The following is a 19,385-nucleotide window of genomic DNA, read 5'->3' as shown; positions in this document are numbered from 1 at the left end:
CAACTTGTTAAATGTTTGTTGTGGTACCTTATCTTTTAAAGCGCTTCTTTAATTACCCGTTTATAGAACATAACGGATAACAACCCGAATATGGAATACAGCGCCGTATATAACAGCATAACCATGACCATAGGCAGCCACAACTCGGTTCCGAAGAAGAACCAGCCGGATTTAACGGCAAAGTAACTGTGGGATAAACCGACGACCAGCGGAATACCGAAGTTGAACAGCTGCTTGATCTGAATCCCCTTCACTAGGTTACCTTGAGTAAAGCCCAGTTTTCGGAGAATGGTATAATTCGGCTTCTCTTCTTCCCCTTCGTCCATCTGCTTAAAGTACAGGATACATCCTGAAGTAATCAGGAAGGTAAGTCCCAGGAATCCCACGATGAACATCATGAGGCCCATATTGCTCTTCTGGTTGAAGGCCATTTCTGTCTGAGAGAGGTTCCCTGTTTCCTCGCTAATGCCGAGGCTCTTAAAGATCTGATTGGCTTGATCAATAGCGCTCGGATCCACAATATCGATGCCGTGATAGACATTGGTCTTCTTCTGGATCTTCGGATCCAGGTCCGAAGCCAGCTTATCAAATACGGTCTGGTCTACAATCGCCATGGGCAGTCCACCGCTTGCAAAATAATAGGATACGTAGGCTTCCTTATCCAAGCCGATCAGCTTCTGCTTATAGCTTAGATTCGGACTTATGAGTTCAATTTCCCCTGTAGATTGAATCCCCATAAATTGCTGGACTGCATCACTGTATCCCGTTAACAGCATCTCTTCGGGGGAGACATCCTTGCCCTTCACGCTGGCATCACTGATAACCGGGATGGCTGTGGGTTCCATTTGTCCGGATATATCCAGACTGGTTCCGATAACGTCGGATAGGCCCGCAGTCACCTGAATGACATCACGGTTGATCTGCTTAAACTCGATATTCTCATCGGATAGTGCCTGAATAAAAGCCGTGAGATCCTTCTCATCCGCCACTGCAAAATGGTTGGGTACGCTCCCCTCGGCCGATTTCTCCGCTGAATAATAGGAGATATAACTGAGTGACAATAGCCCAATCGCAAGTGCGGATACGGTTGTAATGATGGTCAGCAACAGCGCATTCGACTTCATGCGGAACATGATGGAGGAGAGGGACAGCACTTCGTTCAGGGACAAGTAACCGCCCTTGCTCTTCCGGATCGCATTGAACAGAAAGCTGACAGACCCTTTATAGAACAGATAGGTCCCGATGATAACCGATCCCAGAATCAGGATCATGGCCATGAAAAGCTCGTTCATGGAGGTGAAGTCCCCGCCGAACAGCTTGGTGGACACATAGTAACCGAGAACGATGAGCCCGATTCCAAACAGACCGAGCAGCATTTCCAAGAAGGACATTTTCTTCACCCGGTTCTCGGTGGTTGATACCGCGTGGAAGAGAGACAGAATGCTCTGTCTTTTGATAAATGTATAATTCATGATCATAATCAGCACGTAGATGACGGCAAACACAATTACGGTCTGAATCATCGCTTCAGTGGAGAAGGTTAGAGCCGCCTCGGTATCAACGCCGGTGATCTTGAACAGAATCATTAAGATCAAGCGTGAACCCGCAAATCCGGCGAAAATGCCGATGACCATCGAACCGAAATATAGTATCAGATTCTCCGCGCTGAGAATTCGGAATATCTTGCCCTTGGTCAGTCCGATGAGCTGAAACAGACCGATCTCTTTGCTGCGCCGTTTAATGAAAATCGTGTTGGCATACAGCAGAAATATCGCTACGATGGCTACTAACAGTACGGAAGCCGTGCCAAGCGCAGCCGCTCCCTTCACAGAGCCCTTCGCTTCATCCATCGCCGGATCATATTGCAGCGTGACAAACGCGAAATACAGACCCACGCTGAAGATGAGCGCAAATACATACAGATAATAGTTCTTGATATTCTTCTTCAAATTCCGGTAGATCAGATAATTAATGTTCATTCTGAACACCGCCTAGCACGCCCTGAGTTTTGATAATGTCATTGAAGAAGGCCTGACGGGACTGCTCACCCTTGTTCAGTTGGGTATAGATCTGTCCATCCTTAATGAAGACGACCCGGGTGCAATAGCTGGCAGCCACAGGATCATGGGTCACCATGATGATCGTGGAGTCGATCTTCTGATTTAATTCGCTTAGCTTATTCAACAGATCGGAAGCGGACTTCGAGTCCAGCGCCCCTGTCGGCTCATCCGCAAAAATAATGCTGGGATCATGGATGAACGCGCGAGCTGCGGAGGTCCGCTGCTTCTGTCCCCCGGAGATTTGGTTCGGATATTTATCCTTGAGTTCATAGATGCCAAGCTCGGTCGCGATTCTTTGGAACTTCTGATCTGCTTCCTTTTTGGATACCTTCTTAATGGAGAGCGGCAGCAGCACGTTTTCCTTGACGGTCAATGTATCCAGCAGATTGTACTCTTGAAAAATAAATCCCAGATGGTGCTTCCGGAACTCCGCCAGCTCCTTCTCCTTGAGGCCCGTAAACTCTTTACCCTCGATTTTGATGCTGCCTAGGCTTACTTTATCGATCGAGGAGAGCACGTTCAGCAGCGTGGTTTTCCCTGAGCCGGATGCGCCCATGATGCTGACGAACTCGCCTTTATCCACGCGGATATCGATGCCCTTCAGCACTTCCTGTTTATTGAATTTGTTGCCGTAGCTTTTATGAATTTGGTTTGCTTCAAGAATTGCCAATTTCACTCACTCCTTCGTTATCTGTCCTTATCATAAAGGAGTCGCAGCGCCCTTTCCTTCGATTCGCCGAACAAAGCGCAAAAGCATGTGACATTGTTGTCACATGCCGGTCATGCTCACAAAATCATTCCGTTTCGGAAAGATCAAGGTAAAGGTGGTGCCGATGCCCGGCTTCGATTCCACCTGAATGCGGATCAACAGGGCATCGGCTACTTTTTGCGTCAAATAGAGGCCCATGCCGGTTGCGGCACTGTCCTGATGCGAGGTGGTCGAGGTGAAGCCTTTGTCGAAAATACGGGGCATGTCCTTCGGATCAATGCCGCGTCCGGCATCCTGAATGGTAAGTCTGACATGATCATCCGTAAGATTGCTCTCGATGATGATGTCCGAAGCGCTGCTGTATTTGACCGCATTGGTCAGCAGCTGGCGGATGATAAAGCCCAGCCACTTGGCATCGCTGAGCACTTCCGTTACCTCAAGGGAAACGTCAAATCCGATGCCTTTTTGCATGCACCAGGACTTGAGCGCACGTATTTCCTGGAAGATGATCGGCTCAAGCGCGGATACCTCGATCAGCAGATCATTCTGGATAAAGGGGATGCGCTTTTGGTGCAGCTGCTGGTCAAGCAGCAGGTGGATGCGGAGCCACTCATACTGGAGCTGAGCTTTTAACGTCTCGTCTTCCATGCGCTCGATCATCAGCTGCATGGTGGTGAGCGGCGTTTTCACCTCGTGAATCCAGGATAACAGCTCGTCCCTCTCCCCTTGTATCTCCATTAGACGCATGGAGGATTCCTTCTTGAAGCGCTCGGTCTGGAGGGAGAGGATGTCCATGGCAATCGCTTCAAAGGGGTGCTCCGGCTCGCTGATGGCGGCTAAATCGTAGGTGTCATCCCACGCCTGGAGGCTTTTGTAGAACTTGGTTTCCCGATTGTACCTCACAAACAGAAACACCATGAAGAACAGCGTCGACAGAAACACGATATAAAGGATGGGCAAGAACGGGATCTGGGAGTCCACGGCTGCTATGAACAGAAAAAGCAGCTGCAGAAACAGGAAGAACAGAATCCAGCTTAGTCGTTCCCGGATATAGGCCATCATCATGCATGGGCCTCTTCCGTGGCGATATAACCTTGTCCCACCTTGGTTTCGATGTAGGGATCAAGACCGAGGGGCTCCAGCTTCTTGCGCAGCCGATTGACGTTGACCGTTAAGGTATTATCGCTGACAAAGTGCTCGTTGTCCCATAAGCTCTTGATCAGATCCTCCCGACTGACGATTTGATTCTTCCGCTCCATGAGGATTTTCAGAATGAACATTTCATTCTTTGTTAGTTCCGCGGTGCCCTGGGGGCTGCTAATGGTATTTTTACCGAATTCGATGGTGGCACCGCGCCATGTTCTCAGCTCGGCCCGTTCGGTGTTGTAATTGTATACCCGGCGCAGAGTGGCCTGGATTTTGGCAATCAGGACATCAAAGTGGAACGGCTTCTGAATGAAATCGTCCGCTCCAAGCTGCATGGACATCACCATATCGGTCGGATGATCGCGGGAAGACAAGAAGATAATCGGCACGTTCGAGTGGGACCGAATCATTCGGCACCAATGGAACCCGTCAAACTTCGGCAGCTGAATGTCGATAATGACCAGGTCGGGCTGAACCGCTGTAAATTCCTGAAGTACGGCGCTGAAATCGTGGACGCCATAAACGTCATACGACCATTGCGAAAGGCGCTCCTGCACTTCATGGAATAGGGTCACGTCGTCTTCGATTAACATAATTTTAAACAAGAGATTCACCACGCTTTTATAGGGTTGTTCAAAAGCCCCTTTGCAAACCTTCCCGGTGCTAAAAAAAGTTGACTGTTGAACTTGCACTTTACCATCCATATTTCATTCCCAGTGTATAGCAAAATGTCGATATGTGCCATCTGTAAGCAGCCATCTGCGTGTGCGCATGTGACGAGGCTAAAATACCTATTTACAAACATTTCCTCACTTCCCATAATAGAAATGAGCCTATGACTTGGGAGGGGAAAACTATCGTTATGTATAAGAAGTTCAAATGGTTGACTGTACTCGTTGCAGCTGTGCTGGTCGTTATGACAGGATGTCAGGCTGTCGGGGGATTGGATATCAACAAGGCGTTGCTTACCAGTCTCGATGTTAAATCCAGCGAATCCAAGGCAAGTATTCGATTCGAGGTGGTGCCATCAGACAAGGCCCTATCGACTGAAGATAAACAAGCAATTGATCTCATTAATTCGTTATCCTTGAATATGGACCATGCCATCGTGCAGGATAGCAAAACGGTGTCCATTCAGGGCAGTGTCCAATATTCGGACAAGAAGATTCCGCTTCATATATCCATGGATTCCAAAGGAATGGCGATTCAATTGGAAGGCGCCAAGCAGCCGTTCTATCTATCGATGGATACGACCGTTCCCGGATTACCGGATACCAGTCAGTATGAGCAGGCGATTCAAGATGTCGTGAAGAAGGCGGCAGGGCTTGTGCTGAAGCATTTCCCGAATCCATCGACAATCGCGGTGAAGTCCGCTCACGAGAAGGTGAACGGGGAAAGCTTGAATCTGACGCATCTCCATATGGAGCTGACGGGTGAGGAAATTCTGAATATGTTCAAACCCTTCGCAGAGAGTTTGCTTAAGGACGAAGCCGGTTTGAAGCAGTTGATAGGCGATGCTTATGATGCTATTTATCCGATGATGACCAGCATCGGCGAGTCCTACGGCGAAGATGTGGAGCTCCTGCCGCAAGAGTCTAAGGAAGAAGCCGTCGCTTCGCTTTACGAAATGATTCATGGCGGATTGAGCGAGCTGATGGTGAATTACGATGAACAGAAGAAACAGTTATTAGAGGAGGTTCCTGGATCCGAAACGGTCTTCGGTAAGGATACAACACTCAAGCTGGACTATTTCTTCGATGAGCAGCTGAATACACGCAAGAGTGCCCTGGAACTGAACGTCGCACTTCCGGCTTCCGAGGAACTGCCGCTGAAGTCCTTTAAGGTTTATTCCGAGAGTGAAGTATGGAACATTGGTGGCGCGGTCAAAGCCAATCAGGTAGACACGACCAAAGGCGTGCTGGATGTCCTTAACGGAACGGTGACGCCAGGCCAAGTGCTGCGGAACTTTGAGAAGGATTCCCTCATCTATAACGTGTTGAAGGATGATCTGAAGATCACGCACAAATCGATGTTTCTTAGTCCCGTAATCGATGATTATGGATATGGTGTAATCAAGAAGAACAATCAGAGCTTCGTTCCGCTTCGTTACCTTACAGACCAGTTGGATGCCGAAGTGAAGTGGACCAAAGGCTCGAAGAAAATTAAAGTCATCAATGATCTGACAGGGGAAGAAATCGTATTGACCGTAGGCTCCAAAACAGCCAGCGTCGGCGGTGAAAACGTGACGCTGCAGGAAGCTCCATTCGTTCATAGCAACGGATCTACCTACGTTCCGCTCCGGTTTATGGCAGAAGCGCTCGGCGCAACGTTACATCAGGAGGGCGACGGCTGGATTTCGGTTAGACGTGATTAACGAGTATTGTTATTGATAACGGGGCAGGCCTATACCTGTTATGAAACGTTAGGATTTAAAGTATAGCGGGGCTGTTTCCTATCATCTTGGGATGATGGGAAGCAGCCTTTTTGTCATTACTTCCTTCATCGCGCTTCATCGCGCCAACTGTACCGGTACAGTTGGCGTTATTTCAAATCGTCAGGAAGTCCTTCCTACCGTAAGATAAGTAGCAAATGCATCAACCTCCTCTGGTTGGACTCAAATAGAGAAGATGAAGGAGAATACTTATTATGAATACACCGAATACAAGCCGTGCTTATGCCGCCGCGTTGGGATATACAGTCATCATTGGATTTTCCTTTATGTTTGTGAAGCTGGCGCTGATCGTCTCTAACCCGCTGGACACATTGGCCCACCGGTTCACTATTTCGTTCATTGCCGCATCGCTTGCACTCCTCATCGCCCGTAGAAAGGTTCCGTTGGATCTGAAACGGCTGCTGACCATCGTGCCGCTGGCGATATTCTACCCGTTCCTGTTCTTTACGCTGCAAACCTTCGGTTTGGTCTACACCTCTTCGGCCGAGGCCGGGATCATCCACGCAACGGTACCGATCTTTACGATGGTCTTGGCATCACTGCTATTGAAGGAACGCTCCAGTTGGGCACAGAAGCTGTTTACCGTGTTGTCGGTGACAGGGATCATTTCTATATTCGTGCTGAAGGGCATTTCTTTCGAGACATCGAGTACGCTCGGGATTGTGCTAATTTTGCTCTCGGCGCTTTCAAACGCCATATATAGCGTTATGGCCCGTAAGTTGACGCAGAAGCAACCAGTACTCGATATAACGTTCATTATGTCGATGATCGGCTTCGTGTTGTTTAACCTGATGTCGGTCGTTCAGCATGCCGCGCAAGGAACGCTCGCACATTATTTTGACCCGTTTCTGCATCCATCTTTCGTGTGGGCCGTTCTGTATCTTGGCGTCTTGTCCTCACTCGGAACAACGCTACTGTCGAATTATGCCTTATCCCAGATGGAGGCATCCCGGATGAGCATCTTTAACAATCTGGCCACCGTCGTCACGATTTTCGGAGGTGTCGCCTTCTTGAATGAAGAGCTGGCTTATTATCATGTCATCGGCGCAGCACTCGTCATTATCGGGGTGATCGGGACCAGCCTTGCCGGGAGATCCAAGAGCGCTAGTCGTAAAGCGCTTGGGCGGAATGAATCCAAACCTGCTTAATTTGGTTTGTTGTAGAGACGACTCTCGTTAGCTCCTAAAAAATTAGACTTGAGATATTAGGTAGCACCTAATAAAATAAGGTGCGAGCTAATATTTGAATGGAACGGGAGGGGTACCCTTTGCTCGAATGGATGCTACGTAATGTAATGGCGGAGAGAGGGATATGGTCGGGAGCGGCTTTGGCGCGGCTGATGAAAGAGAAGGCGAATTACAGCTTATCAGCTGCTTCCATTAGTGCATTGCTGACGAACCAGCCCAGGCAGATGAAGGCAGAGACGTTAGATGCCCTTTGCACAACCTTAGAGTGTACTCCAGGTGACTTATGGGTGCATACACCTCCTTCTAGAACTAAGGGGGCTTAAGTGAATGACGGTAAAAGTTATTGTGCCATTCGGTGATCCGATCTTGCGAAAGATCGCCCGGCCAGTCGATTCCGTAAATGCCAGAGTATTGAAGATTCTAGATGATATGGCCGAAACGTTGTATGACAGTGAAGGGCGTGCTGGTCTTGCCGCACCACAAATCGGTATATTGCGAAGGCTTATTGTCATGGACTGCGGAGAAGGATTGATCGAGCTGATTAATCCCGAAATCGTAGAGATGGACGGGGAACAGATGGGCCCCGAAGCTTGCCTCTCTTATCCGGGATATTACGGATATGTGAAGAGAGCCAATAAGGTTAAGGTAAAGACATTGAATCGTCATGGCGAGACGGTGATTCTGGAAGGCGAAGACTATCTGGCCAGATGTATGCAGCACGAGATTGATCACCTGAACGGCATATTGTTTGTGGACCATGTTCGGGATGGATGGTTGTATCATGAGGAGACCCATCAACGCATCGAGCTGTTTCCTGTCATTGGGTTATCCAATACAGGCGCATAACGGACATGGAGAGTCTCTCTCTTATGAAGAAAGAAATAGAAAGAACGGCTGGATGTCTTATGTCCGGCCGTTTTTTTTGTATATCATTCACGGCTAAAATAAGAGTTTGAATGTAGAAGGTTGACGGAACAGAATTCTCGTGATATTATTATCTTAAATTAAAGATGTTTTAAATCGAAATAATAATTTATGAAGGTTGCGCAAACACTTTCTAAATATAAGAGATGGGGGAATTAATCATGAACGGATTAAAAGGAATTCACCACGTAACAGCCATTACGAGCAGTGCCGAGAAGAACTACGAGTTCTTCACCTATGTGCTCGGTATGCGGCTCGTGAAGAAGACGGTTAATCAGGACGATATTCAGACATACCACCTGTTCTTTGCAGATGACAAGGGCAGTGCCGGCACAGATATGACCTTCTTCGATTTTCCGGGGATCCCGCAGGGCAGACATGGTACAGACGAGATTTACAAAACCTCGTTCCGTGTCCCTAACGATGCAGCGCTCGAATATTGGGTCAAGCGATTTGACCGGATGGATGTGAAGCATCAAGGCATTCAAGAGTTATTTGGCAAAAAGACACTCGCCTTTGTTGATTTTGACGATCAGCAGTATCAGCTCATCTCCGATGAGAACAACGAGGGTGTGGCTTCAGGAACGCCTTGGCAGAAGGGACCGATTCCGCTGGAGCATGCGATTACAGGACTCGGCCCGGTGTTTGTACGGGTGTCCAACTTCGACTATTTCAAGGAAATGATGGAGAAAGTGCTCCAATTCAATGAAATCGGCAAGGAGGGTTCACTTCATCTGTTTGAGGTTGGTGAAGGCGGTAATGGCGCACAGGTGGTTGTCGAGTACAACGCCGTGCTTCCAAGAGCTCAGCAGGGCTTCGGCACCGTACACCACGCGGCCTTCCGGGTAGAGGACCGCTCAGTGCTGGAACATTGGATCAAGCGGTTGGACGACTTCCAGTTCCATACATCGGGCTTTGTAGACCGCTATTTCTTCCAATCCCTGTATGCGCGTGTTGCACCGCAAATTCTGTTTGAGTTCGCAACCGACGGTCCAGGCTTCATGGGCGATGAGCCATATGAAACGCTGGGCGAGAAGTTGTCCCTGCCTCCATTCCTGGAGCCAAAGCGCGAGCAGATCGAGGGTATGGTTCGTCCAATCGATACGGTGCGCAGCACGAAAGAATTCGTGAAGGAATAATGTAATGAATCTTAATAAGCAATCCGGCTGTTTAGAACACAGCTGGATTGCTTTTTTTGTATCGCTGAAATAATGGAACTTATTATTCATTCCGCTTCATCCGAACCAAACGGATGGTCCACGATGTACAGCCAGCTTCCATCAGGTTGTTGTCTCACGATCTCGGAGGTATAACCTTGCAGCACAAGAGGTTGGCCATCCGGGTCCGCGGTATGCAAGGTGAAATGGGCACGCATCATAGCGATATTTTCAAAAGGGATGCAGTATAGGTTGGTGGAGACCATCTTGCCTTGAAGCAGCAGCAGTTCCTCCAGCGTATGGCGGAAGGAATGAATTCCGATCTCCAAGCTTCCATTGCGGTGGACATGAATACTGTCCGGTTCATACAACGCCAGCACCTGATCGATATCCCCTGAGTTATACGCGTCAGCAAATGCAGCATTCATATCCTCGGGCTTCCAAACTCGGCTTGCGGGAGTGGATGGTTTCATTGAATCTCCTCTTTCTGTATGATGATAGCAATAGCCTATCTGAAAATGAAAGCTGTGATAAGTACGCAGAATTTTATGACATAGTCATCTATTTATGACCAATGACCAAGGGGGTTCAGTAATACATATGCCATATCAGGATGAGAAATATGGGTGCCCGGCTGAAGTGGGCTTGCACATGATTAGTGGGAAGTGGAAGCCCCGAGTCCTGTATGGGCTGTTTCAGGAAACCCTGCGTTTTGGTGAGCTGCATCGGAGAATACCTGAAGTATCAAGGCATGTGCTTACCGTCCAATTGCGGGAGTTAGAGGAGAGCGGCATCGTGAAACGAACGGTGTATCAAGAGGTGCCTCCCAAGGTGGAGTACTCGGTAACGGAATTTGGCAGGAAATTTGAAGCGTTGCTTGAGCAGATGGTTATTTTGGGTCAACTGTATATCGATTCTCAAGAGGTCCCCAACGAATAGTATTTCAAGATAGCCTCAATCCGAAGAATTATCCTTTGCTGCACACATTCACGATTAAGTACATCAATTCTGGTTTAAATACAAATACTGTATAGGAATGGATGACTTAATGGCCTGAGGTGGAGCATATGAAAGGGAGTTTATTTAAGAACATCGTGTTTACGGTTTCGGCCGTTATCATCGCCATTCTTGCTATTCTCGGGGCTGCTATGCCCGGAGCTTTCGGTGAAGTGGCAGGGTATTTATACAGATTTACGACGAATACGTTCGGCTGGTTCTATCTGCTCTCGATCTTTGTGATTATTATATTTCTGATCTGGGTGGCAGCCAGTAAATACGGCACGATTCGCCTTGGCGGAGATAAGGAGAAGCCCGAGTATCCGTTCTTCACCTGGATCGGCATGCTGTTCTCTGCGGGGTTTGGTGTAGGGCTGGTGTTTTGGGGCGTGGCTGAACCCATGAGCCATTTTTTTAAAACACCGTTCGGCGGCGTAGAGGCACAAGGTGTAGACGCGGCACGTGTGGCTATGGGCTATTCTTTTTTTCACTGGGGCATTAGTCAGTGGTCCGTGTTTGCCCTTGTCGGACTTGTGATCGCGTTTCTTCAGTTCCGTAAGCAGAAGGATGGGCTGGTATCTACAGCGCTGGAGCCTGTCACCGGCTCGAAGCGTGGTGTGAAGAATACGATTGATATCCTGGCGGTGATTGCAACAGTCATGGGTATCGCGACTTCCATTGGGCTTGGCGTACTGCAGATGAGCGGCGGTTTGAATACCATCATGGGAGTTAACAACGGCGTTGGGTTGCAATTAATAATGCTGGGTCTTATTTACGTTGCTTATATGATCTCGTCGACAACGGGGCTGGATAAAGGGATTAAATATTTAAGCAACCTGAACCTCGCGATGGCGCTTATTTTTTTATTGTTTGTGTTTATTAGTGGTCCGTCCGTTTTCATTCTGGAGACCTTTACATTGGCTCTGGGCGATTACATTACGAATTTCGTATCGTACAGCCTGCGGCTCCAACCCTATGCCGAAGGCACATGGGTACGGGAATGGACGATCTTTTACTGGGCCTGGGCGATTGCTTGGTCCCCGTACGTTGGGGCTTTTGTGGCGAGGGTATCCAAGGGAAGAACGGTTCGCGAATTCATTGTGGGCGTGATGGTCGTCCCGCCGGTCATTGCATGTCTGTGGATCGCTGTATTCGGCGGGACGGCGATCTGGTTTGACCTGCACGAGGGCACCGGGATTGCCGCAGCCGTTAATGCGGATGTCACGTCGGCACTGTTCCAGTTGTTCAACCAATTGCCGTTTTCTTCAGTCATGAATGTGCTCGCGATTATACTCATTCTGACGTTCCTGGTGACATCGGCGGACTCAGCAACCTACATCTTATCCAGCATGACTACTTATGGCAGTCTGAACCCTCCTCAAATGGCAAAAATCGTGTGGGGCACGCTCATGGCAGCCATTGCCGGTGTGCTGTTGTTTGCGGGCGGGCTGGAAGCCTTGCAGACGGCTTCATTGATTGCGGCATTGCCGTTCACGGTGCTGCTGCTCCTGTTGGTCATTGCCGTGGTGAAGCTGCTGCGTCTCGAGCCGATTCCGATTCGGAAGGCAGATCTGAAACGGTTCCGTCGTCTGGAAGAGGCGGCCAACAGGGGGAAGAAGTGAGGGCAAACACTTGGCGGAATGTGGCTTTTTATTCCCTGCGCGATAAAGAGGGCATCCATAGGGTGCCCTCTTTATTTTTTGAGGAGATAGGCCCGGAAATGACGGCAACCATAGCCAAACCAGTACAAGCACAGGAAGGACATGTGCAGGTAATAGGCATACCAGGAAGACAGCCCAAGGGATCGGAATAATCCGTGAATCCAATTAAAACATAGGATGTTTAGGAGCACAAAGAGGTATATGGGGAACTGAAGGAGGATTCGTTTCTTTAAAGATCCGGACTTTATGTCGTCACCCTGGGTATAGGATTGCTCTCCATCTACATACGTTCGATCCAGATAGACATACAGCTCGCCGGCTAGGTAGCCTGTTAGGTACGTTCCCACGATGGCGATGTTGATCCATCCCGAATCGCGTTGAGATAGTCCAAGGTCGACCAAGAGATTGAAAATCCAGAACGTACATAGTGAGCTGATGATGAGGATAATCCATACAGGAGAGGTGAGTATCCATTGTTTTTTTTCGGCTGAACCGATTATGGTTTTTAATCTCGTCATAATTCCTCCTCTTTCCTGATGATGCTTTACCCATATATTACATTTTTTATATAAAGAAGCCATCATTACCCCGAGGGAGAGCAATGATGGCTTTGGAAGTTCATTAGAAAGTAATATGAGGTTCAACAGTTTCTGTATTGCTGCTGCTTGTTTCTGCCGGCTTGCTGCCACAAGCACTAAGAATGAGCAGCAACGCTATAAACGGGATGAGTAGTCTCTTCGTAGTTGTCGTTTTTTTCCGTTTTGAGAATATCCTCTTTTTCCCCTTTTAATAGATTGTACGTGATGCAGATCGGTTTTGCCGTGCGCGGATCGCGGCCGATCTCTGCATCAATATGGAATACTTTCTTCAATACGTCGTGCGAGATGACGGCTTCGGGATCTCCGGCCTGAATGATATCTCCATCCTTCATCGCGATAATGTAATCAGCGAATCTGGCGGCTTGGTTTAAATCATGCAGAACCATGACAATGGTACGCTCCTGCTCGATATTAAGCCTCTCCAGAAGTTCCAGAATCTCAAGCTGATGCGCCATGTCCAGATACGTAGTCGGTTCGTCGAGGAAGATCATTTCGGTCTCCTGAGCAAGTGCCATCGCAATCCACACCCGCTGTCTTTGTCCGCCGGACAGAGCATCCACCGAGCGGAACTTATAATCCTGGGTTCCGGTGACCTCCAGGGCCCAGTCAATCACTTCCATATCCTGCTTGGTCAGGCGGCCAAAACCGCGTTGATGAGGATAACGGCCATAGGATACGAGCTCGCCAACCGTCAATCCGCCCGGTCCTTCCGGAGTCTGGGGCAGAATGGCCAGCTTCTTCGCCAGCAGCTTGGTGTTCATCTTGGCGATTTCTTCTCCATCCAGAATGGCAGCGCCGGATTGGTAAGGAATAATGCGGGTAACAGCCTTCAATAGAGTGGATTTGCCGCAGCCGTTAGGCCCAATGATAGTTGTGATTCTTTTATCGGGAATATCTACGTTAAGACGATTCAATATCAGATTCTCGCCGTAACCGACGCTTATTCGATCTGTACTTAGGCGAATCATCATTTCACCTCCAGAGTAGTTAGCCATCGAACGATAATGATTCTCAATTTCATTCCTAAATATAATGGGGGGCCGCGTCATTGTCAATAAATATCTTAATGGAATTTTTAAATAATATTCATGTTTCATCCGAATAATATCCATATATAGATTAGTGGGATGTTACATACCTATATATAGGCGATATTGTGACAAAATGAATTTTTTCTAAATGATTGATTGTAAAACGGTGGAAGGCAACGTATACTAATTGATAATGATAATCATTTACGTTACAAGGTGATCACAAAACAGCCTTTTAATCTATAGACCGGGAGTGAAATGCAATGAGTGGGAAAGAGATATTTGATGTAACGGTTATTGGTGGAGGACCAGCAGGATTATATTCTGCTTTTTATAGTGGACTGCGCGGCATGAAGACCAAGATTATAGAATATCAACCCATGCTTGGCGGGAAGGTTCACGTCTATCCGGAAAAAATGATATGGGACGTCGGCGGGCTGACACCAGTTCCGGGTGCGAAGCTGATCGAACAGATGGTTCAGCAAGGTCTGACGTTTAACCCCGAAGTGCTGTTAAACGAGAAGGTTGAGTCGATAGCACACAACGAGGAAGGACTATTCGAATTACATACGGCGAATTCCGGCGTGCATTTGTCCAAAACGGTCATCGTGGCGGTCGGAGGAGGCATCTTGAATCCGCAGAAGCTGGAGATTGAAGGAGCCGAGCGGTTTGAAGTGTCGAACCTGAACTATACGGTGAAGTCCCTGCAGCATTTCAAGGGCAAAACCGTCATTGTGTCCGGTGGAGGGAATTCGGCCGTGGATTGGGCGAATGAGCTGGAGCCTGTAGCGAAGAAGGTGTACCTGGCCTACCGCAAGGACGAATTGTCAGGCCATGAAGCGCAGGTCGAGCAGCTGATGAACAGCAGGGCCACTTGCCATCTCAATACATCGATTACGAAGCTCATTGCTTCAGATAATCATGAGGTGATTGAACGGGTAGAATTGACCAACAATGCGACGGGGGAAGTTTCCTATCTGGCCGTGGACGAAGTGATTATTAACCATGGCTATGAACGGGATATGTCGCTGCTGGAGAACAGCAAGCTCGATATTCATCGGGTGGATGATTACTATATCGCAGGCAACGCAAGCTGCAACTCCTCCATACCGGGATTGTATGCCGCGGGCGATATCCTGCATTTTGACGGGAAGCTGCACCTCATTGCCGGCGCCTTCCAGGATGCCGCGAATGCCGTGAACAGCGCGAAGCAGTTCATTGAGCCGGATGCCAAAAAATTCGCGATGGTTTCTTCGCACAACGATGTGTTCAAGGAGCGCAATCGCGAATTAGTGAAGCAATTGATCAATTAGCGAATGAAGGCAAGGTGCCTAATTAAGCATAGAAGAGAGGCGAGGGGATCCCCGCTTCTCTTTTTTGTGTTCCTTACTGTCTTTGGATAATCCCTGAGGTAATCAACGGGCCGTAGTTGATCAGCTGCGTCATCATGATCGCCATTTCTCTTGCGGACTTATTCATGCCGGACTCGATCCAGTGTATGACCAGGCCGGTATTGGCGGAGGTCATATACGCAATCAGGTAATCGCTCGGAATGATTTGATTCTCTCCTGCGGGCATTCTGAACGCATGCTTAGCAAACATATGCTCCTTCATGAAATCCCTGAACTGCCGAACGAACGAGATGTCACCGTTCGGTCCGACAATGGCTCGGATGAAGGCGGCATGCCGAATGAGCTCCTCGAATATTTGTTCTGACGCCGGGTAAGGCTCTCCCTTTTCCGCATAGTCTCTGGAATCCCTGGGGTCAATATGAACGACGATGTCTTTAATCTTCTGGAGCACCTCTTCTTTGAGCTTATCCAGTATATCCGGCACATCACGATAGTGCAGATAGAAGGTACCTCGGTTGATATTGGCGCGATTGGCGATATCGGTGACGGTAATCGCGTTTATGTTTTTTTCGTCCATGAGCTCAAACAAGGTTTGCCGCAACAGCTGATTCGTCCGAATTTGCCGGCGATCCGTCTTTTTGGTCAAGGAATTCCCCTCCAGTACAATTTGAACACTTAATCAACAGAAGGCTTGTACACTGATGAGTAATGAACACTCCGCCGAAAGCTGATGATTGAACATATTTCTCTCTTCATTATAATTAACGCTGTGATTATTAATCAACAGTATGTTCATTAATAACGAGGAGTGGTAGATATGGGTTTCTTAAGACAAAACATGCTGTGGATCGGCGCATTGGTTGTCATCTTGGTGCTGTCGGTCTTCGGCGTGGCCATGATGGGATCGATCGCGGGAGCGAAGCCGAAGTCTCTGCCCGTTGCATTGGTCGTCTTGGATCAGCCGGCGGAATTTCCGAACGGCCAACCTCTTGCCGTTGGCGATATGATGAAGGGGATGCTGCAGGGAAACTCACAGCTGCCCATTCATTGGGAGATCGTAAAATCGGAAGCGGAGGCACGGGAAGGGCTCGACAGCCAGAAGTATTATGGAGCCCTCGTGTTGCCTGAGGACTTAAGCGCGGGCATCTTGTCGCTGCAATCGCCTGCTCCGAAGCCGGCTGTGGTGCAGGTGTTGGTGAACGAGGGGATGAGCACGCAGGCATCCACTGCGGTGAAACAGATGCTCGGGCAAGCGATGAAGATGGCAGGTGCGCAGCTCTCCAAGCAGGCATTGACCATGATCAGCGCGCAGACGGATATGCTGCCGGTAACAACAGCACAGGCTCTCCTTACCCCGTTTGAGGTTCATGAGGAGATTGTTCACCCTTTCGGGGTTAACCATGCAAGCGGCAATGCGCCGGGCATGCTGGTACAGATTTTATGGATCGGGTGTCTGATCATTAGCATGTTCTTGTTCCAGACGCTGCAGAAAGCCGTAGCTGATGGTAGCAACAGGGGGACCTCGATCGTGCTGCAAGGCGCTGCTGGTTTGCTGCTGGCTGGTCTGGCCTCCGGTTTCCTGGTATGGATGGCTTCCTCCTGGTATGGCATGGAGTTTGCCAACGGGGGCCGAGTCTGGCTGATGTTATGGTTGGCCGGTTCTGCTTTTTTTCTCCTTCAGTCGACCCTGCTCAACTGGATGGGAATCCCGGCTATAGGGCTTTTGGTGCTCCTGATGTTCTTCTCGATGCCGCTTCTCAATATGGCGCCGGAGTTTCTACCGCAGGCAACGCAGGATTGGCTGTACTCGTGGACACCGCTCCGCTTTGCTGCTTCGGCTCTACGAGATGTGATGTATTTTGACGGATACGCTCCATCATCTTCGCATTCCGCCGTATTGTGGTCCATTGCAGGAGGTTTTCTTATTCTGCTGCTGGCCTCGATGCTCAAGAGGGGGAGCCTTTCGGACAAAAGAAAGTCGATGACCGCTTCTTAATAGAGGTTGTTCAAAATCTAACCTAAAGCGTTTTGAAAACGCGCGTCGGAAGCATAAACCTCGGTGCTGAAAATCCGACTTTTTGAACACGCACTAATAGAATAGGCTGGCGAATGGGCAGTGTGGGGTGTATATCCGCACTGCTTTTTTACTTTGTTTAAGCAGGTTGGTCTATATCGGTCGGGTGATCATGGCAAAAGTGTTTAGCATCGTGACGATCAACTTTTATTCAGGTGAATAAAATACTATCGTTCTTCAAGATGGCAGCCTGTATAATCCTGAATAAGGGAGTGTGAGCGTAAGTTGAAGATTAAAGTGATCATAGCGGACGATAACTCTTTTATCAGGGAAGGCATGAAAATCATTCTGGCCACGTTTGATGAGTTCGACGTGGTAGCGACGGTTGAAGACGGCCAGGAAGCGGTCGCCTATTGCGAAGCGCATGAAGTGGATGTGGCACTGATGGACGTCCGGATGCCGAATCTGAACGGCGTTGAGGCCACGAAACAGCTTACGGAGCGCACCAAAACCAGGACGCTGATCTTGACGACCTTCGACGACGATGAATATATTGCCGACGCGATCCTGAACGGCGCCAAGGGGTATCTGCTGAAGAATAACGACCCGGAACGGATTCGCGATGCGATCAAAACCGTGTACCACGGCCATCATGTACTGCAGGACGTCGTGCTGGATAAAATCAAATCCGGGCTGAAGCCGGACAAGGAAGACACCGGTGCCAAGTTCGACCGGAGTCTATTCACCGAACGGGAGCTGGATATTATGGCGCTCATTGCCAAAGGGCTGGCCAACAAGGAAATCTCCAAGAAGCTGTTTATTTCCGAAGGCACGATTGCCAATCACATCACTTCAGTTCTCAGTAAGACAGGTCTTGAGCATCGAACCCAGATCGCGATTTTTTATTTGACGGGGGAAGTGAATAAGTGAGCGAACGCCGAAATTATGCCGAATTGTGGGTCATCGGCTTTCAAACGATTCTGTTCCTGTATGTGATCGGCCAGTCCTATGCCTCTGATCTTGCGATAACGCCGTGGTATATACTGGTCATGCTTCTCTACCTGTCCGTGAATGTATCCGTCTATATTTTCAAGAGTCGCAATACACAGCCATACTTCATGGTACTGGCTATTCTTGTTGTCTTGGCGTCCTCAATCTACATACATCCGCTGCTGTTCATGCTGCTTCCCGCGAATCTGTATGAACTGCTGTCTTTATATCTTCGCAGGAGCTGGATGATCCTGATCCCACTGTTGGTTCCAGCGCTTATGGTGCCTCACGAGCTTGCCATGATCTATGTCTTTATATCCGTTCTATCCTATATTTATCTCACGATGCTGAGAACTTTTATAAGCCGAGTCACATCCTATCAGGAGCAGAACGAGCAGATGCATCTGGAACTGGATCGGTTGACCCAGCGGCTGAGCGAAAATAATGAGTACATCCGACAGTTTGAATACATGTTCAAGCTGGAAGAGCGAAATCGGCTGTCCCAGGAGATTCATGATAAGATCGGGCATTCCATGACGGGGGCATTGATTCAGATGGAAGCGGCTAAACGTCTAATGGCAATGAATCAGGACAAGTCCGCCGAGCTCCTGCAGAATGCCATATCGATCTCCAAAGAAGGGATTGAGAGCATTAGGCTTGTCCTGAAGAATGTGAAACCGCCGACGGAGCAGCTCGGCATCAACCGGATGCGTTTGTTTCTGGAGGAGTTCTCCGCTCAACATCCGATCAAAACCGTATTGACGTATGAGGGCAATGTAGACTTGATCACACCGCTGCAGTGGAAAATCATCCAGGATAACACTCAGGAAGCGTTAACCAATACGATGAAATACGCCGATGCCACGGCGGTATCCCTACATATCGAAGTTCTGGGCACTATGATCAAGGCCAAGGTCAGCGACAACGGCAAGGGCATGCAGAAGGTAATCAAAGGTCTTGGGATCATGGGCATGGAGGAGCGCGCCGCGGTCGTGAATGGAACCGTGATCGTGGATGGCTCCACCGGCTTCTCGGTGACCACTTTGATTCCTTATAGTTAACACCTGGTAAGCTTGATTTGGTGAATTAAGGAGATCGGATCATAGG

At 48.8% G+C, this 19,385-nt stretch carries 19 protein-coding genes; 11 read left to right on the top strand and 8 right to left on the bottom strand.

The window, feature by feature from the left end; translation table 11 throughout:
• Positions 1-35: 35 nt before the first annotated feature.
• From CRG97_RS31700 to CRG97_RS31685, 4 genes are all read right to left on the bottom strand, one after another.
• The gene (locus CRG97_RS31700; protein ID WP_098749444.1) at positions 36-1,979 is read right to left on the bottom strand and encodes an ABC transporter permease; all 1,944 of its coding nucleotides are present in this window, start codon (positions 1,977-1,979) and stop codon (positions 36-38) included.
• Entirely contained in the window at positions 1,969-2,730 is a 762-nt protein-coding gene (locus tag CRG97_RS31695) for an ABC transporter ATP-binding protein (RefSeq protein WP_009591195.1), read from the bottom strand. Before CRG97_RS31695 ends, CRG97_RS31700 begins: the two co-directional genes overlap by 11 nt.
• Before the next feature lie 99 nt (positions 2,731-2,829).
• On the bottom strand, positions 2,830-3,834 hold the full coding sequence (locus CRG97_RS31690; RefSeq protein WP_098749443.1) for a sensor histidine kinase: 1,005 nt from the start codon (positions 3,832-3,834) through the stop codon (positions 2,830-2,832).
• On the bottom strand, positions 3,831-4,520 hold the full coding sequence (locus CRG97_RS31685) for a response regulator transcription factor (protein WP_098749630.1): 690 nt from the start codon (positions 4,518-4,520) through the stop codon (positions 3,831-3,833). Before CRG97_RS31685 ends, CRG97_RS31690 begins: the two co-directional genes overlap by 4 nt.
• Positions 4,521-4,777: 257 nt before the next feature.
• Between CRG97_RS31685 and CRG97_RS31675 the strand changes: the two genes are divergently transcribed.
• The 5 genes from CRG97_RS31675 to CRG97_RS31655 all read left to right on the top strand — a co-directional run bounded on the left by CRG97_RS31675 (position 4,778) and on the right by CRG97_RS31655 (position 9,617).
• The gene (locus CRG97_RS31675) at positions 4,778-6,289 is read left to right on the top strand and encodes a copper amine oxidase N-terminal domain-containing protein (RefSeq protein WP_237566630.1); all 1,512 of its coding nucleotides are present in this window, start codon (positions 4,778-4,780) and stop codon (positions 6,287-6,289) included.
• Between the two features lie 272 nt (positions 6,290-6,561).
• On the top strand, positions 6,562-7,515 hold the full coding sequence (locus tag CRG97_RS31670) for a DMT family transporter (RefSeq protein ID WP_098749440.1): 954 nt from the start codon (positions 6,562-6,564) through the stop codon (positions 7,513-7,515).
• A gap of 119 nt (positions 7,516-7,634) precedes the next feature.
• On the top strand, positions 7,635-7,877 hold the full coding sequence (locus CRG97_RS31665; RefSeq protein ID WP_071220536.1) for a helix-turn-helix domain-containing protein: 243 nt from the start codon (positions 7,635-7,637) through the stop codon (positions 7,875-7,877).
• Between the two features lie 4 nt (positions 7,878-7,881).
• Positions 7,882-8,400, top strand: coding sequence for a peptide deformylase (gene def / locus CRG97_RS31660; RefSeq protein ID WP_098749439.1), 519 nt, complete (start codon positions 7,882-7,884; stop codon positions 8,398-8,400).
• A gap of 239 nt (positions 8,401-8,639) precedes the next feature.
• Positions 8,640-9,617, top strand: a complete 978-nt coding sequence (locus CRG97_RS31655) for a ring-cleaving dioxygenase (RefSeq protein ID WP_098749438.1) — start codon at positions 8,640-8,642, stop codon at positions 9,615-9,617.
• 86 nt (positions 9,618-9,703) lie between these two features.
• On the opposite strand, the gene CRG97_RS31650 is transcribed toward CRG97_RS31655, so the two are convergent.
• Positions 9,704-10,108, bottom strand: a complete 405-nt coding sequence (locus tag CRG97_RS31650) for a YybH family protein (protein WP_098749437.1) — start codon at positions 10,106-10,108, stop codon at positions 9,704-9,706.
• 127 nt (positions 10,109-10,235) lie between these two features.
• Between CRG97_RS31650 and CRG97_RS31645 the strand changes: the two genes are divergently transcribed.
• Both CRG97_RS31645 and CRG97_RS31640 read left to right on the top strand, forming a co-directional pair.
• The gene (locus CRG97_RS31645; protein ID WP_098749436.1) at positions 10,236-10,574 is read left to right on the top strand and encodes a winged helix-turn-helix transcriptional regulator; all 339 of its coding nucleotides are present in this window, start codon (positions 10,236-10,238) and stop codon (positions 10,572-10,574) included.
• Positions 10,575-10,702: 128 nt separating this feature from the next.
• Positions 10,703-12,253: a BCCT family transporter gene (locus CRG97_RS31640; protein WP_098749435.1), complete on the top strand. Its 1,551-nt coding sequence runs from the start codon at positions 10,703-10,705 to the stop codon at positions 12,251-12,253.
• 71 nt (positions 12,254-12,324) lie between these two features.
• On the opposite strand, the gene CRG97_RS31635 is transcribed toward CRG97_RS31640, so the two are convergent.
• Positions 12,325-12,810 (bottom strand): hypothetical protein, encoded by a 486-nt coding sequence (locus CRG97_RS31635; protein WP_098749434.1) that lies wholly within the window; start codon positions 12,808-12,810, stop codon positions 12,325-12,327.
• 176 nt (positions 12,811-12,986) lie between these two features.
• Positions 12,987-13,859 carry an ABC transporter ATP-binding protein gene (locus tag CRG97_RS31630; RefSeq protein ID WP_098749433.1) on the bottom strand — a complete coding sequence of 291 codons (873 nt, stop codon included), beginning with the start codon at positions 13,857-13,859 and terminating at the stop codon, positions 12,987-12,989.
• A 326-nt stretch (positions 13,860-14,185) separates the two neighbouring features.
• On the opposite strand from CRG97_RS31630, the gene CRG97_RS31625 reads away from it, so the two are divergent.
• Positions 14,186-15,235: an NAD(P)/FAD-dependent oxidoreductase gene (locus CRG97_RS31625; RefSeq protein WP_098749432.1), complete on the top strand. Its 1,050-nt coding sequence runs from the start codon at positions 14,186-14,188 to the stop codon at positions 15,233-15,235.
• Positions 15,236-15,308: 73 nt separating this feature from the next.
• Here the strand turns inward: CRG97_RS31625 and CRG97_RS31620 are convergent, their stop codons facing one another.
• Positions 15,309-15,920 (bottom strand): TetR/AcrR family transcriptional regulator, encoded by a 612-nt coding sequence (locus CRG97_RS31620; protein WP_098749431.1) that lies wholly within the window; start codon positions 15,918-15,920, stop codon positions 15,309-15,311.
• Between the two features lie 171 nt (positions 15,921-16,091).
• Between CRG97_RS31620 and CRG97_RS31615 the strand changes: the two genes are divergently transcribed.
• From CRG97_RS31615 to CRG97_RS31605, 3 genes are all read left to right on the top strand, one after another.
• The gene (locus tag CRG97_RS31615; protein ID WP_098749430.1) at positions 16,092-17,270 is read left to right on the top strand and encodes a YhgE/Pip domain-containing protein; all 1,179 of its coding nucleotides are present in this window, start codon (positions 16,092-16,094) and stop codon (positions 17,268-17,270) included.
• A 303-nt stretch (positions 17,271-17,573) separates the two neighbouring features.
• On the top strand, positions 17,574-18,218 hold the full coding sequence (locus tag CRG97_RS31610) for a response regulator transcription factor (protein ID WP_098749429.1): 645 nt from the start codon (positions 17,574-17,576) through the stop codon (positions 18,216-18,218).
• On the top strand, positions 18,215-19,339 hold the full coding sequence (locus tag CRG97_RS31605) for a sensor histidine kinase (protein WP_098749428.1): 1,125 nt from the start codon (positions 18,215-18,217) through the stop codon (positions 19,337-19,339). The genes CRG97_RS31610 and CRG97_RS31605 overlap by 4 nt, the downstream gene beginning before the upstream one ends.
• Positions 19,340-19,385 lie beyond the last annotated feature (46 nt).

This window comes from Paenibacillus sp. EZ-K15 (genome assembly GCF_002573715.1).
Lineage (GTDB): Bacteria > Bacillota > Bacilli > Paenibacillales > Paenibacillaceae > Paenibacillus_AQ.
This window is presented reverse-complemented; position numbering and strand designations above follow the sequence as displayed.